Genomic DNA, 15,251 nt, shown 5'->3' with positions numbered 1-15,251 from the left:
ATAATAGAAGAGAGTTCTAATGTTATAATAGGCATGTCGAAATTTATAAAGTGAAATAAATAGGTGGTTTAAAAATGATAGAAATGGTAAACGTATACAAAAAGTATCCAAATGGAATTGTTGCTGCCAATGGAATTGACGTAGAAATTAAACAAGGCGAATTCGTGTATGTAGTTGGACCTAGTGGTGCAGGAAAATCGACATTCATTAAAATGATGTATCGAGAAGAAAAACCTACTTCAGGTGACATTCTTATTAACGGTGTCAATTTGGCAACTTTGAAACCCTCAAAGGTTCCATATTTAAGAAGACAAATCGGAGTAGTTTTTCAAGACTTCAAATTGCTTCCTCGCTTGAATGTATACGAAAACATTGCATTTGCATTAGAAGTAATCGAAGAAACGCCAAAAGTCATTCGAAAACGTGTAATGGATGTATTAGAGCTTGTAGGTCTAAAACATAAAGCTAGAATGTTTCCAACAGAACTTTCCGGTGGGGAACAGCAGAGAGTATCTATTGCTCGCTCTATTGTAAACACTCCACAATTAGTTATTGCAGATGAGCCAACAGGAAACTTAGATCCAGATACGTCATGGGAAATTATGAATATATTCGAAGAAATTAATTCACGTGGAACTACTATTATAATGGCAACTCATAATAAGGAAATTGTCAATACAATAAGACACCGTGTTATCGCAGTAGAGGGTGGATTAATCACTCGGGATGAATACGGAGGAGATTACGGTTATGAAAGCTAGAACAGCAGGTAGACATTTTAGAGATAGCCTTAAAAGCATTAGTCGTAATGGATGGATGACTTTTGCTTCGGTAAGTGCAGTGACGGTTACATTATTACTTGTAGGTGTATTCGTCATGATTATGATGAACTTAAATAAAGTAGCAGATAATCTTGAAAAAGATGTAGAAATAAAAGTTATTGTAGAATTAACAGCAGATGAAAATTCTATTTCAAAATTAGCAGATGAAATTAAGAAGACACCAGGAGTTGCTGAAGTTCATTATTCGACAAAAGAAGATGAATTAAATAAATTAGTATTAGATTTCGGTGATGACTTACTTTTATTTGAACAACAGAACCCTTTACATAATGTGTTTGTTGTAAAAGCTCAAAATCCACAAGATACAGAGGTCGTTGCGAAAAAAATTGACCGCTTAGATAATACTTTTGAAGTTAAATACGGAGAAGGAAAAATTGAGAGATTATTCTCGTTCTTAAATACAAGTAGAAATGTAGGGTTAGTACTAATATTAGCTCTATTGTTCACTGCTATGTTTTTAATTTCAAATACTATTCGTATTACTATCGTTGCGAGAAGAAGAGATATTGAAATTATGAAGCTCGTTGGTGCAACTAATTGGTTTATAAGAATTCCATTTATTTTAGAAGGAATGTGGCTTGGGATTTTAGGTTCTATTCTTCCAATCACATTAGTTTCTGTACTCTACTACAATATCTATAACATGCTAGAGCCGAAACTAGCGCAAGGGAAACTATTTGAACTCCTCGACTTTTCTCCTTTTATTTATCAAGTAGATGCTTTGATATTACTAATGGGTGTATTAATTGGAGTATGGGGAAGTTTTATGTCGGTACGTAAATTTTTGCGTGTTTAAAAAGATGAGGGGAGCAATACGTTTTGAGAAAACAGTCTAAATGGAAGCTACGCTTTTTAGTCGTAGCAACATCAACAGCACTTTTATTCACAGGACCGAGTGCGCTAGCGAATTCTTTAAGTGATTTAAAAAATGAAAAGAAACAATTGGAACAAAAGAAAGATTCGATTCACTCGAATATAAAAGAAACAGAAACGAAAATAGATCAAAATGGATCTAAAATTGACCAAATCACGGCACAAATTAAAGCGTTAGATACAGAGATAATAAAAACGGAAGACAATATTTCTAAAGTATTGAATGAAATAAAATTAACAACGGATCAAATTGAAAAATTACATGCTTCCATTGCCGAATTAGAACGTAAAATTGAAGAACGCGATGAACTTTTAAAAGAACGTATTCGTGCTGTCCAAGTAAGTGGAGGTTCTGTAAGTTACTTAGATGTTTTGCTTGGAGCAAATAGTTTTATCGATTTTATAGACCGTTTTTCAGCGGTTAGTACTTTAATGGATGCTGATCGAACTATTTTAAAAGAACAAGCTGATGATAAAAAACAGTTAGAAGAACAAAAATTGAGTTTAGAGAAAAAGCTAAGTGACCAAGAAGAAAGAAAAAATAAGTTGGGGAACTTAAAGGCATCTTTAGATAAACAAAAAGAATCAAAAGGAACCCTTATCGATCAATTAGAGGCTGAGCAAGCCAAGTTACATACTCAGAAGCAAGAGTTGGAAACAGAATATGACGATATTTTAGAATTAAGCGATGATATTCAAAATAAAATTATTGCGGAACAAAAACGCATTGCGGAAATTGCTAGAAAAGCAGCGGAAGAAAAAAAGCGTAAAGCAGCCGAAGAGAGAAAACGCCAGCAAGCCGCTAGTGGCTCTTCCGTAGCAGTTCCAGATGTATCTCCAGGTGCATGGACGAAACCTGCAAGTGGTCGTTTAACTTCTGGATATGGTGGAAGAGTGCATCCAATTTATGGATCAGAAAAATTCCATTATGGTGTAGATTTTGCAAATAGTATTGGTACACCTGTTATCTCAGCTGCCGATGGGGTAGTTTCATATGCATCGCCGTTAAGTACATACGGAAATGTTATTATGGTGACTCATTCAATCGATGGCCAGATTTTCACTTCTTTATATGCACATTTAAGTAGTATCAAAGTGAGTGTTGGACAAGTTGTTTCTAAAGGACAAATTATTGGTGCAATCGGAACAACGGGTAACTCAACCGGTCCTCATTTACATTTTGAAATCCATATCGGCACATGGGAAGGTATGGCGAAAAACTCAGTTAATCCACTGAGATATATATCTTTATAAAATAAACGCGGCATATTCTGCTTTCAGTCGGTAGGTAAACTCAAAATAAACGAGTTTGCCTACCGTTATTTTTTATAAGTGCTCTGTTAACCTACAGAAAATAGATAAGACAAGTTGCACTTATATGGCCCTTGCCCTTTTTTTTGCAGCATAAAAAAGTATATATTACCTATTCCCCCTCTGTTTCCTCTTGTCATATAGATAAACAAAGGAAATTACCAGTTGATTAATTAGTCGAAGCATATTCTTTCCTTACTAGGACTGTGATTGGAGCGGTAGGAGGCCACTCCTAGGGGATTAGCAAGCAAATCAAGACCCTGGACTGAGCATTCAATTGTTCAAAGGCTAAGAGCGCCACATCGTATGGCAACGCGCCTTTGTGACCAACGTCGTGTTAGCCCGAAGCGTCTGCCTGCAGCGGAAATCAACCTGTAGTTAATGGCATAGAGCTTCCGAAATGGTATCTTCGGAGCTTTCAAAAGAGTTGGGAAGTATTTTTTCTCTAATTATCCAAACCAAACGCATCATGTCTTCACAAATTCCAAGATGGCGACGGAAAAACATCCGCCACAAGATTACAGATTACCGAAAAAATGGGACGTGAAGTAACGCAGTCACTTCACGATCCAAAATTCCCGCTGTAATTAGTGTAACCAATGTTTCGTGCAAAGCATTAGCATTTATGAATTGCACTTAAAGAGCACTTGCGCTTTTCAGGCAACAAGTTAGTATTCTCCTACCGTTTATGCATATAATAGGAGCGGTAGATTATTATTAATAACTCTTGAAATATAAAGTACATAATTTGAGGGGGAAAAACTGTGAAGAAAAAAATAATCGGTTTAGGAATTATTGCTTGTTTAGTTGCAATTGCGACCATTTCGTTTGTAAAAAATAATGTTGATAAAACAGATGCAATGTCCAATATTCAATTGGGAACAGATTTAGCTACAAATCCAGCAAGTGAAGGAATTACAAAAGGTGATAATGCTCCAAACTTTACACTCACAACACTGGATGGAAAAGAAGTTTCATTAGCAGATTACAAAGGAAAAAAGGTAGTCTTAAACTTTTGGGCAACATGGTGTCCTCCTTGTAAAGCGGAAATGCCGGATATGCAGAACTATTACGAGGACATGGCAGAGAAAGAAAATGTAGAAATTTTAGCGGTAAATTTGGATTCGGGAATGGATAAAGTGAAAGGGTTCCAAGAAGATTATGCGTTAAGTTTTCCAATTCTCTTAGATGAAGAAGGAAAAGTAGGAAAAACATATCAAGCGATTACTATTCCGACTACATATATGATTAACACAAATGGAACGATACAAAATAAGATAGTTGGTCCAATGGATGAACAAATGCTTAGCGATTTAGTTAAGAGTCTAAATTAATTGCCGATTTTTGTGCGAGTATTAAACTCTCCTTCTTTCACATATATTAGTGGAAAAATAGGAGGTATAGCTTGCGCAAAAGTCGGATTTTTTTATATGTATTTTTGTTTATTATTTTGCTCGGTGTGATGTACTTATGGTTCGGAAAATCATCAACTAAACAACAAACGACGGCTATAAGTAATACTCAAGTAATTGATGAGGCATTTCAATTAATTAAAAAGGAAGCGGTATTTTCAAAAAATGATAAACAAATCGTGGAAGGTGCTATACGGGGAATGGCACAGGCTTTAGAAGATCCGCATAGTACGTATTTAACAAAAGAGGAAGCGACTGCACATGATGCATCTCTTGCAGAAGAACGAGTAGGAATTGGTGCAGAAATTACGATTTCAGGTGGAAAATTTATTGTAGTAGCACCTCTTAAAGACTCTCCCGCTTTTAAAGCAGGATTAAAACCTCAAGATGAAATTGTTAGAGTAAATGGAGAAAGACTTGATGGAAAATCATTGTCCGAGCTTGTCAAAATGCTTAGTGGCGAAAAAGGAACGAGTCTTAAAATGACAGTTTATCGTTCTAGCGAGGAACGGCATGTTGAGTTACATATGAAACGGGAAACGATTGCTCTGCATTCAGTTTCAAGTGAAGTATATGAAGTAAATGGATATTCGATTGGACTTGTTACCATTTCTATATTTGGAGAAAATACAGGTGAGGAATGGAAAAAACAAACAAAATCATTAATGGACAGAGGGATTGATGGCCTTCTTATTGATGTGAGAGGTAATCCTGGTGGTTATTTATTTAGTGTGGCATCAATTGCTAGTACCTTACTGGAAAATGGGAAAACTTTTGCTTATATGCAAGATCCAAATGGGGTTCTCGAGATGCTGAACACGGAAAGTAAGGAAAAGCCGTATTTAAATAAAATTCCTACAGTGTTATTACAAAATGGTGGCAGTGCTTCTGCTAGTGAAGTATTGGCCGGTGCATTAAAAGATAACAACCGTGCGATGATAGTTGGTGAAACAAGTTTTGGAAAAGGTACTGTCCAAGAAACGCATCCACTTTCAAATGGGGGCAAGCTGAAAATCTCTACTCATAAATGGCTTACACCAAAACAAGAATGGATTCATCATAAAGGCATTGAAGCAGATCTAAAAGTTGAGCCAGAGGAATTGTATACAATGGACGTTAAATATCCTCATGGTGAATTTAGAGTAGGCGATTTTGGAGAAGAAATAAAATACGCTCAAAATATATTAGCAGCATTAGGTTACAATATTGTGCGAAAAGATGGTTATTTTGATGAAGATACTATGAAAGCAGTAGAAAAATACCGTAAAGATAGTAAACTTGAGGCAAATAATGAAATAGATGATCTCCTTTTCCAATCACTTTCTAAGACACTTATGGACTATAGAGCTAGAAAAGAGAACGATAAGCAATTACAAATGGGGATAAGTTATTTAATCCACAATTTGAAAAAATAAGATTATCCTAAAATCCTATACGCAAAGCCCTCTTCGTTTGTTACAATAGTAGAACGGATAGTTGTAAGAGAGGGGTTTGCGTATAATGGAAGATATTTTTATCGAATTGGCTAAAGGAATTGGACTCTTTTTCCTCCATCCTGCAGTGTATATTACGCTTCTTTTCTCCATATTAATTGGTTATTTTCGTGTGAAGAGAGAAAGAAAGCATTTCCGCACTAGAATTTTATGGGGTTGGACAGAGATAAAGCATTTATTGGATGGGTATGTTTGGGCAATTGTTCTCTCAATCATCAGTGTCTTCGTAGGACTGGTCGTTCCATCTTTATGGCTATTTATCTATAGTGCATGGATGATTATATTTATATTATTCTTTGTATACCAACTTGGTTCACCCATTTATGCAATGGCATTAGGCGTACTTACGCTGTATTTTATGAATATGAATGATTGGTCTTTTCATTTATTTTCTTGGAATATTACTGGTTTTAATATATTGCAGGAAGCAATTGTTCCAATAGCTATTTTAGCCGGTTTGTTGTTATTTGTGGAGGGAATTCTTATTCACAAGCACGGCGGAGCAAATGCTTCTCCAAATTTAGTAAAAACAGCTAGAGGTAGTGAAGCAATTGAATTTGTAACGAAACGCTTGTGGTTATTACCGATTTTACTGGTTATACCCGGAGATGTGATTACTTCCTACCTCCCTTATTGGCCGCAATTTACACTTGGAGAATCAACATTTTCACTAATATTATTTCCATTTGTCATTGGATTCCAACAAAAAAGTAGAAGGTCACTTGCATTGGAGTTTTTCCCTAAATTAGGGAAACAAGTTTGGCAATTAGGAATTGTAATCGTGATCATTGCCTCAATAGGTTTTCTAATGCCAATTATAAGTATAATTGCGATGATTATTGGAATCATTGCTAGATTAGCTATTTCATATATTGCTTATAAAAAAGAAATGGCTGGAACATTTGCTGTATCTCCACAGTCGAATGGAGTTATGATAGCTGCAGTATTAGAAGATTCACCTGCAGAGAAAATGGGACTTCTCATCGGTGAATGTATTGTGAAAGTGAATGGTCGAAAAGTGACAAATGAAAGCGAACTATATGAAGCCGTTCAAGTTAATGCCGCTCACTGCCGCTTGGAAGTATTAGATACGGGGGGAGAGCTCCGTCTACGGCAGCATATACTATTCAAACACGATCATTATCGTTTAGGCTTAATATTAGTTAGGTAGGAGGAATTATGGAAACATTATCTTTATCAACACAAATAATATTAGCCATTTTTGTTCCGGCACTGCTAGTTATACTATTTACTCGTATAACATTTAATCATTATGTCTCTTTAGTATTAACGGTTGCCCTATTTGCCGCATCGGTGTACGCTGGATACACGCATAGATGGTGGATTTATATTATAGATGCCGCATCTTTAACAAGTGGATTTTGGTATGCGACACATATGAAAAATCGAGACAAAAATAAAACATCCGCTCCCTAAATAGAGGGGCTGATGTTTTTTTACAGAATAAGAAATTATATGCATTATCGTCCTGTGACACCAGTGTTCATAGTACTTTTAAGAGTTAGATAATACCGCAGATTTCCGTTTCAGGTGGACGCGTTCCGCAGGGTGAGAGATGAACCATCACTACAGCTCACGCGTTCGTTGTGATGGCTCATCTTTCTACGAGGAACGAAGGCTAAGAGCGCCACATCGTGTGGCAATGCCTTCGTGACCAACATCCTGTTGGCCTCCGTCTGGAGTCGCCACACCTTTCACTACAATCCATTAAGTGAGTTGTACTAACAAGAAGATTTAGCCCAGCTATCGCTAAGAGGATAGAAATAGTTTAAGTAAACGTTGTGATCATGCCATCCTTTAATAGTTGTTGAATAAGAGATGCTATTGATTTTTAATATTTTGGTGAAATTTTGTGCATCCGGATAAAATGTAGTTCCTTAACTAACGATCATATTAAATTGAGAAATGGTTGCTTTCTTCAAGGATTTTGTTGCTTTCAGTGTAGAATCTGTAACTTTCATCTTACAATTAGTCGCTCTATGACAGTTTTTAACTTCTTAGTTGAGCATTTACGCTGAGCGGACGAAATTGTATCTTCGTCCGCTTTTAAAAGAGTAGGAAAGTATTTTTTCTCTAATTATACAAACCAAACGCATCATGTCCTCACAAATTCCAAGAGGGTGACGGACAAACATCCGCCACAAGATTACCGAAAAAAATGGCTCTTGAAGTGACGCAGTCACTTCAAGAGCCAAATTACTACGGTAATAGTGTAGTCAATGTTTCGTTCAAAGCACTCTTGAAATAGTAAATACAGGATGCACTTAAAGCTTGCGTTTTTTTTAGAAAGTACACTATTCCGCTTCTTTTCGGGCTAAGGAGGCTTCGAATTCTTTACGAATGTTATGCAGTAATTCTGCATCTGTTAAAATGCGATAGCCGGTTGTTGCGAGTACTATTGCTCCTTTAATAAGCGCTTCGTCACCTTCTTTTGATTTGGCTGCTTCTCTAAACTCAATCGTGTGTGCAATTAAGTCGTCGGGTCCAATTTTCATATGTGGATGCGCGGTAGGTACTAAGTAACTGATGTTTCCAGCATCAGTTGAGCCTTTTCCTTTTCGTTTTTCGAGATGAACTACTTCTCCGATGGCCTCTAGTTCAGTATGAATTACTTCATCTAATACAGAATTTAATACGAAGTCTTGTACCTCATTTTGAAAACGTTCAATCTTCACGGAAGCACCAGTTGCTAGGGCTGCTCCGTTTGCGATCGCACGAACCTTTTCTGCGACTTCCTCTGTTTTTTTCCAAGTTTCAGCACGAATGTAGAAGCGAGCAGACGCATAGTCAGGGATAATGTTTGGGGCATCGCCACCATGCGTGATGATACCGTGAATACGAACGTCCGATGGTAATTGTTGACGTAGTGCATTTATTCCATTGAATAGCTGAATGACCGAATCTAATGCGTTTATGCCTTGTTCAGGTGAACCGGATGCATGCGCAGCTTTTCCGTAAAAATGAAACTCTAATGGATCTACAGCAAGTGTTTCACTAGTTAAGGAAGTTTTTCCAGCAGGATGAATCATTAAAGCAGCGTCGATATCTTTCAAATAACCATGCTTCACAAAGCTTCCTTTTGCACTCCCATTTGGACCGCCCTCCTCAGCAGGGGTGCCAAGAACGATGACACGTCCACCAATTTCAGGTAATGTTTCTGCTAATGCAATTGCTGCAGCTACACTAGTTGTACCAATAATGTTATGACCGCAAGCGTGACCAATACCAGGAAGTGCATCGTATTCAGCTAAAAAAGCGATTGCTGCTCCTTCTTTGCCACTATCTTTAACAGCAAAGAAAGATGTTTCATGCTCTGCAACTGCTGTAGTTACTTCAAAGCCTGCATTTTTAAGAAGTTCCACATGTTTTGCACTTGCATAAAATTCTTTGTTTCCAATTTCGGGATTTGCATGGATTTCTTGACTTGTTTGAATGTAGAGTTCCCGATTTTGCTCAATTGAATTAGTGATTATATCTCTTTTTTCTATTGCGATACTCATGTTATTTTCCTCCTTTATTTTAAAAGATCTTTGAATGTTTTATTTAATTCTTCTTGCGAAAGAACCACTAGGAAGGAACCGCCTTTTGTATCTTCTGTAACGGCATTTTTAATATCATCTTCATGATATAATTCCACAATGCGCTTAAACGTCTCATTATCTTTATCTTTCGCTCGTGCTGCAATTATGTTTACGTATGGATAAGTGGATTCGTTATCCCCCGACTCTTTAAAAATTGGATCTTCTCCTGGTGAAAAACCAGCTTGACCTGCCACACCGTTATTAATAATTGCCGCTGTTACATCTGGTAATACTCGAGGTGTTTGTTGCGCGACCATTGGAATAATATCTAGATTTAATGGGTTTTCTGCAATTTTAGAAGGATCTCCGAATAGACCAAAATCATCTGTTAATGTAATAAGTTTAGCTGCTTCTAATAAACGAAGTGCACGTGCTTGGTTAGATGGATCGTCTGGAATCGCTATTTTATCGCCTTTTTTTATTTCAGAGATATCTTTAATTTTTTCGGAATAAATCCCAAGTGGAGCGAACATTGTGGAACCAATTGGCACGATATCATTGCCACTTTCGTTTACATACTGCGCTAAGAAAGACATATGTTGAAATGCATTTAAATCTATATCTCCGTTAGCAAGCGCATTATTTGGTAAAGTGTAATCGGCAAATTCAACTAGCTCAATTTCAATGCCTTCTTTAGCAGCTTTTTCTTTCAAAATTGGCCACTGGACGCCATCCGAACCGTTTACACCAATTTTCACTTTTACTTTTTCTTTTGTATTTGAATCTCCGCTTTTTTCATTTCCACATGCCGCTAGTAAAATTGCAGCAATAATTGCTAATAAAAATAAACTAAACTTTTTCATATCAAAACTCCTCTTTCTATCGTCTCATAAATTTTTTTGATAAAGTATTTCCTAGCCATTGTGCGAGTTGCACTAGAACAATTAAAATAATGACAGTTACGACCATTACACTACCATCAAAGCGTTGGTATCCGTAAGTCATGGCAAGATGTCCTAAACCGCCACCACCAACTGTACCTGCAACGGCAGAAAAATCGATTAAACTAACGCTAATAAATGTAAGTCCTAAAATCAGTGGTCCAAGCGCTTCGGGAATCAGTACGGTAAATATGATTCGAATGGGACTAGCACCCATTGCTTGAGCAGCTTCAATTACCCCTGGTTCAATACTTACTAAATTATTTTCCACGACACGGGCTATCGAAAAGCAAGCAACGATTGTCATTGGGAAGATGGCAGCTGCCGTTCCAATTGTTGTACCAATTACTAATCTCGTTAATTGTGAAATGGCAACTAAGAAAATAATAAATGGAATAGGTCGAATAATATTAATCAAAATATTTAACACTTGAAATAAGACCTTATTTTCCAAAATATTTTTCTCTCGTGTAACAAAAAGTAATAAACCAATGGCGATTCCAAGAATAGAGCCGAATATTAATGTAGTGATGACCATGACGATAGTTTCCCCAGTCGATTCTACAATTCGAGGCCAAAATGTTGTCCAATCAACTTTCATGGTGCGCAACCTCCTCAATGTCAACAATTGTTTCTAGGTCACTTAGACTTTTTTGAATCGCTTCGGAATTACCTTCAAAAGAGATTAGTAAATTCCCAAAAAGTTTTTCTTGTAGTTCTCGAACGGAGCCATAGACGATATTAAAGTGAACTTGATGCTTTTGGGTTACTTGCGACAGTACCGCATCATTTGTAATATCCCCTTTGAAAATAACGCGATATAATTTCTTTCCGCCTCTAGACCGCCACTCTTTTAAAATGGTTTCAGAAGGTAAATCTTGTTGAACAGATCGGATAAACCGTTGCGTCGTTAAATGTTGCGGATTGGTGAATACATCAAAAACATCTCCAGATTCTATTACTTCGCCATTTTCCATTACTGCTACACGATGGCAAATAGATTGTATGACATGCATTTCATGTGTAATTAGTAAAACTGTTATACCAAGATCTTGATTTACTTTTTTTAATAAACGGAGTATTTCCGCGGTTGTTTCTGGATCTAATGCTGAAGTAGCTTCATCACAAATGAGCACATCCGGAGAGGTGGCTAATGCCCGAGCAATTCCTACTCGTTGCTTTTGTCCTCCAGATAATTGGTCTGGATAATCCTTCGACTTATCGGATAAACCGACAAATTGTAATAATTCTTCTACTCGCTGATTAATTTCTTGTTTTGGTAAACCTCCAAGTTTAAGTGGGTATGCAATATTTCCTGCAACCGTGCGAGAGTTAAATAAATTAAAGTTTTGAAAAATCATCCCAATATTGCGGCGTCTTTCTCGTAGCTCTTTGGGAGATAGTGAATTGACATCAATATTCTGAATCATAACGGTTCCAGCGGATGGACGCTCTAGCATATTGACAAGTCTCAATAAAGTGCTTTTACCAGCACCACTAAAGCCGATAATGCCAAATATTTCACCTTCGTTCACGGTTAATGAAACATTTCTTACTGCATGCACCTCCCTTTTGCCAAGAAGAAATGTCTTGGAAACATTTTTAAATTCAATCATTATTAATAACCTCCTGAAAAGTTAGTTAATTCTTTACAGACAATAAATTACAGCTATCTAACTTTCTGACAGGGGAACGAAAAAGAGCTTCCTTTCTCTTATCTGTTAGCAGATAAGAAAAAGAAAGCTCTTCGAAAAATTGAAAAACAATCTCGTTCTCATCTTCCGAACATTAATTGTTCGTAGGAATTGGCACAGTGTTCAAAAGTGAATCTGCTGCCGAAACGTCATAGGGCCTGTCCCTCGGTTTCTCTTGATAAGAAAGTGATGTGCTATGTAATTGTTGTAAGAATTGATACCAACATTAAACAATAAAACCAAAAACGTCAAGCATACTTCCAAAATAAAATAATTCAAAATTATTAAAATATTAAACTATATATTGCCAAAACACTGATAGTTCCTAATACTACGACCATGACATTCGAGTAGATAATTGCAAGGGTAAAAGCGACAATTGCTCCAATAACTCCGAATAATAGATTCCCTTGTTGTACATATAAAATTGCTGGAAAAATTAACGCTCCTAGCACTGCAAATGGAATATTACTTAATACACCCGAGACAACAGGTGGTAATTTTCTTCCTTCTAAAAAAGTCAGTGGAAAAACCCTCGGAATGTATGTGACAATAGCCATTCCAAGTAGTGTCCACCAATACCAAGTACCCATTCGTTTAAGCTCCTTCCGGCAAACTAATACTACGTTTCGCATAAATAATTTCAACCAATATTGAAGATGCAAGCGTAGCTACTAAAATAGCCCAACCTGTTGATAATAATTCTGTCCAATAAAAGAATCCATTAATAATGGCAGCGAATAAAGCGAGCACTACTACTTTTCGATTCCCACGCATAGAAGGCACTAATAACCCGACGAACATAGCATATAAAGCAATAGACATAGCTGCTTGCAAAAAAGCAGGTAGGTTGGCGCCAATGACATGGCCGATAGCCGTGAATAAAACCCAACTACTATAACCAATCAGGGCTACCCCAAATGCAAAAGAAGTACGTACTTTATCCTCTTTTTGAGTAGCTAGCACAGAAAAGGATTCGTCAGTTATACCAAAAGCATATATTCCTTTAATCCATCTTTTTTCACTGTGCATCTTTTCATTCAACGCAGCCGTCATTAAGAAGTGACGAATATTAACGACAAACGTATTTAATACAATTAAAATGGGATCAACTCCGTTTGAAATTAGCGTCAATGACATATATTGGGACGCACCTGCGAAAACAAATACACTCATAGCTGTTGCTTCCATAATGGAGAGACCAGTGGTTTTTGCCAATAAACCAAACGTTAATGCTACTGGGAAATAGCCAATTGCAATACTAATTCCTGCTTTTAATCCTTTTAGAAATGAATTATTATTCATAATAAGCTCTAACCCCCTTTTAAAAATAGAATGAACAAATTATACTATATATCAAAAGTTTTATACATACGAAAATTGGGAATAGTATAAATATACATAGTTTGTAAACCCAATTTCTTTATCTCCGAGTGGAGAATTACTTATTTATTTCGTAGAGGAGAGTAATCATGCCTAGCTGGTTTTCATTTGAAACATTGACTAATTTAACACACGATTACCGAGCGTTAGGACCATTGATAGGAGTTCTTCTACCTTTCTTAGAAGCTTTTCTACCTTTTTTACCTTTAGTAGTTTTTATCGTAGCGAATGTCAATGCATACGGAATGTTATTCGGATTTTTATTATCGTGGGTAGGCTCCGCTGCGGGGGCTTACACAGTTTTTTTAGTTATTCGCAAGTATGGACGTGCTAGAGTGTTAGGCTTTATAACAAAACATGAGAAAATCCAAAAGTTAATATTATGGGTGGAGAGAAATGGTTTTGGACCATTATTTTTACTCATTTGTTTTCCTTTTACTCCATCTGCACTTGTGAATATAGTTGCGGGCTTGTCTAACATAAAAAAGAAAACGTACTTATGGACGGTCACATTAGGTAAATTGATCATGATATTAGTAGTAAGCTTCATTGGATCTGATATCAAAGCACTTGTAACGCAGCCTGTAAGAACGATAATAGTAGTTCTAATTGTTGTTATGCTTTGGTTTGTTGGGAAAAGTGTGGAAAAAAGAATAAATAACAAGTTGGAAGAGGACTATAAATTAAATCGTGACGAGAGACGGAGCACTGAGGTGAAAAGATTTGAGTAACTTAGTTGCTATCATGATTGATATTATCGTAGTGTTTACTATCCGGATTTTATAGCAAGAGGTTATGAAGTAATCGGTAAATCGGAAACCGCCTAAATACCGATATTTTCACTTTAAAGATAATTCATCTAATATTGGTAAAGTGAAGGCAAGATACCTGCCACCCTCTAAAGAAACTTTAAATTTTAACTTCGAATAATTTCCTTCTCTACTGTATGTTTTGTACAATAGAGAGAGGGAAATTATTCGTTTTTTTTATAAGATGAATCAATTTCATAATTTAAAGATAGAGCATAAAACACAAACAATATTAAAGCGAAATGTGAGAATATGTATAAATTACTCTACATAAATCAGCATGATTTCCGCTATCGGCGGACGCTTTCCGCGGGGTGAGCGATGAGCCATCACCGCCGCATTCGCGTCGTTTGTGATGTCTCATCTGTCTCACTCATCCCGCAGGAGTCGCCGCCTGTCGCTCCAATCAATAAATTAAGTATTGCTCGTGTTTTAATAATTAAATGCTATTTATGAAATTAACTTAAGATATAAATTATTATGCTATGAACAGGTTGAAATCCGCAGCAGGTGGAGGCGTTACAGGGAGCAAACATCAAGCAGCTTCTCTAACTCCTGAGCAAACTTAGCGACATAATGAATTGGTACTTCTTTGGCTTATTCATACGGTAAGCAAAATTAGAGAAAAATAAGTAGTATACACCGATAAAGAAGTGAAGAGTTTCCGAAATGGTGTTCGGAAGCTTTTAAAAGAGTAGGGAAGTATTTTTTCTCTAATTAGCCAAACCAAACGCATCATGTCTTCACAAATTCCAAGAGGGCGACGGACAAACATCCGCAACGTTTCCCCGAATTTAGCGCTCTGGTATTCGCTTTCCGTGGGGCGAGCGACGAGCCTCGGGCCAACACGACGTTGGTCATGAAGGCGTTGCCTCAGGATGAGCCGTCTTAAGCCTTCCTCCTATTAAACGCTTCGTGCGGGGTCTCGTCTGTCTCGCTGATCCCGCTGGA

13 protein-coding genes, 2 pseudogenes and 1 riboswitch are annotated in these 15,251 nt (G+C 36.8%); of the genes and pseudogenes, 9 read left to right on the top strand and 6 right to left on the bottom strand.

What is annotated here, in order from left to right:
* Positions 1–74 precede the first annotated feature (74 nt).
* From ftsE to ACTSKG_RS07520, 7 genes are all read left to right on the top strand, one after another.
* Entirely contained in the window at positions 75–761 is a 687-nt protein-coding gene (ftsE, locus tag ACTSKG_RS07550) for a cell division ATP-binding protein FtsE (RefSeq protein WP_464757526.1), read from the top strand.
* Positions 751–1,638: a permease-like cell division protein FtsX gene (gene ftsX / locus ACTSKG_RS07545; RefSeq protein ID WP_464757525.1), complete on the top strand. Its 888-nt coding sequence runs from the start codon at positions 751–753 to the stop codon at positions 1,636–1,638. The genes ftsE and ftsX overlap by 11 nt, the downstream gene beginning before the upstream one ends.
* Before the next feature lie 23 nt (positions 1,639–1,661).
* Positions 1,662–2,969 (top strand): murein hydrolase activator EnvC family protein, encoded by a 1,308-nt coding sequence (locus ACTSKG_RS07540; RefSeq protein WP_464757524.1) that lies wholly within the window; start codon positions 1,662–1,664, stop codon positions 2,967–2,969.
* An 821-nt stretch (positions 2,970–3,790) separates the two neighbouring features.
* Complete coding sequence (locus tag ACTSKG_RS07535; RefSeq protein ID WP_464757523.1) at positions 3,791–4,360, top strand: peroxiredoxin family protein; 570 nt, start codon at positions 3,791–3,793, stop codon at positions 4,358–4,360.
* A gap of 71 nt (positions 4,361–4,431) precedes the next feature.
* A complete protein-coding gene (locus ACTSKG_RS07530) occupies positions 4,432–5,853 on the top strand; it encodes a S41 family peptidase (protein ID WP_464757522.1) in 1,422 nt (473 codons plus the stop codon).
* Between the two features lie 85 nt (positions 5,854–5,938).
* The gene (locus tag ACTSKG_RS07525; RefSeq protein ID WP_464757521.1) at positions 5,939–7,102 is read left to right on the top strand and encodes a PDZ domain-containing protein; all 1,164 of its coding nucleotides are present in this window, start codon (positions 5,939–5,941) and stop codon (positions 7,100–7,102) included.
* A gap of 8 nt (positions 7,103–7,110) precedes the next feature.
* Entirely contained in the window at positions 7,111–7,368 is a 258-nt protein-coding gene (locus ACTSKG_RS07520; protein ID WP_464757520.1) for a CsbA family protein, read from the top strand.
* Positions 7,369–8,246: 878 nt separating this feature from the next.
* Here the strand turns inward: ACTSKG_RS07520 and ACTSKG_RS07515 are convergent.
* The 5 genes and pseudogenes from ACTSKG_RS07515 to ACTSKG_RS07495 all read right to left on the bottom strand — a co-directional run.
* Positions 8,247–9,452 carry a M20 family metallopeptidase gene (locus ACTSKG_RS07515; RefSeq protein ID WP_464757519.1) on the bottom strand — a complete coding sequence of 402 codons (1,206 nt, stop codon included), beginning with the start codon at positions 9,450–9,452 and terminating at the stop codon, positions 8,247–8,249.
* Positions 9,453–9,466: 14 nt separating this feature from the next.
* Positions 9,467–10,336, bottom strand: a complete 870-nt coding sequence (locus ACTSKG_RS07510) for a MetQ/NlpA family ABC transporter substrate-binding protein (RefSeq protein WP_464757518.1) — start codon at positions 10,334–10,336, stop codon at positions 9,467–9,469.
* 16 nt (positions 10,337–10,352) lie between these two features.
* Positions 10,353–11,015, bottom strand: coding sequence for a methionine ABC transporter permease (locus tag ACTSKG_RS07505; RefSeq protein WP_464757517.1), 663 nt, complete (start codon positions 11,013–11,015; stop codon positions 10,353–10,355).
* Positions 11,005–12,030: a methionine ABC transporter ATP-binding protein gene (locus ACTSKG_RS07500; RefSeq protein ID WP_464757516.1), complete on the bottom strand. Its 1,026-nt coding sequence runs from the start codon at positions 12,028–12,030 to the stop codon at positions 11,005–11,007. Before ACTSKG_RS07500 ends, ACTSKG_RS07505 begins: the two co-directional genes overlap by 11 nt.
* Positions 12,031–12,185: 155 nt before the next feature.
* Positions 12,186–12,293: riboswitch (SAM riboswitch) on the bottom strand.
* Between the two features lie 99 nt (positions 12,294–12,392).
* A pseudogene (locus tag ACTSKG_RS07495) lies at positions 12,393–12,674 on the bottom strand (AzlD domain-containing protein); the annotation flags it as partial.
* Between ACTSKG_RS07495 and ACTSKG_RS07490 the strand changes: the two are divergent.
* Positions 12,628–12,765, top strand: a pseudogene (locus ACTSKG_RS07490) (hypothetical protein); the annotation flags it as partial. The pseudogenes ACTSKG_RS07495 and ACTSKG_RS07490 overlap by 47 nt on opposite strands.
* On the opposite strand, the gene ACTSKG_RS07485 reads toward ACTSKG_RS07490, so the two are convergent.
* Positions 12,706–13,413, bottom strand: coding sequence for an AzlC family ABC transporter permease (locus ACTSKG_RS07485; RefSeq protein ID WP_464757515.1), 708 nt, complete (start codon positions 13,411–13,413; stop codon positions 12,706–12,708). The pseudogene ACTSKG_RS07490 and the gene ACTSKG_RS07485 sit on opposite strands and share 60 nt — an antisense overlap.
* Positions 13,414–13,580: 167 nt before the next feature.
* On the opposite strand from ACTSKG_RS07485, the gene ACTSKG_RS07480 reads away from it, so the two are divergent.
* Complete coding sequence (locus ACTSKG_RS07480; RefSeq protein ID WP_464757514.1) at positions 13,581–14,222, top strand: TVP38/TMEM64 family protein; 642 nt, start codon at positions 13,581–13,583, stop codon at positions 14,220–14,222.
* Positions 14,223–15,251 lie beyond the last annotated feature (1,029 nt).

The organism is Psychrobacillus syltrankelensis (assembly GCF_055454035.1).
The sequence above is the reverse complement of the archived record's forward strand: the minus strand, read 5'-3'. Positions and strand labels throughout refer to the sequence as shown.

Coding starts and splice junctions, on each gene's coding strand:
- ACTSKG_RS07505 (WP_464757517.1), bottom strand. CDS start 11,015: ATGAAAGTTGATTGGACAACATTTTGGCCTCGAATTGTAGAATCGACT.
- ACTSKG_RS07480 (WP_464757514.1), top strand. CDS start 13,581: ATGCCTAGCTGGTTTTCATTTGAAACATTGACTAATTTAACACACGAT.
- ACTSKG_RS07500 (WP_464757516.1), bottom strand. CDS start 12,030: ATGATTGAATTTAAAAATGTTTCCAAGACATTTCTTCTTGGCAAAAGG.
- ftsE (WP_464757526.1), top strand. CDS start 75: ATGATAGAAATGGTAAACGTATACAAAAAGTATCCAAATGGAATTGTT.
- ACTSKG_RS07485 (WP_464757515.1), bottom strand. CDS start 13,413: ATGAATAATAATTCATTTCTAAAAGGATTAAAAGCAGGAATTAGTATT.
- ACTSKG_RS07520 (WP_464757520.1), top strand. CDS start 7,111: ATGGAAACATTATCTTTATCAACACAAATAATATTAGCCATTTTTGTT.
- ACTSKG_RS07525 (WP_464757521.1), top strand. CDS start 5,939: ATGGAAGATATTTTTATCGAATTGGCTAAAGGAATTGGACTCTTTTTC.
- ACTSKG_RS07515 (WP_464757519.1), bottom strand. CDS start 9,452: ATGAGTATCGCAATAGAAAAAAGAGATATAATCACTAATTCAATTGAG.
- ACTSKG_RS07510 (WP_464757518.1), bottom strand. CDS start 10,336: ATGAAAAAGTTTAGTTTATTTTTATTAGCAATTATTGCTGCAATTTTA.
- ftsX (WP_464757525.1), top strand. CDS start 751: ATGAAAGCTAGAACAGCAGGTAGACATTTTAGAGATAGCCTTAAAAGC.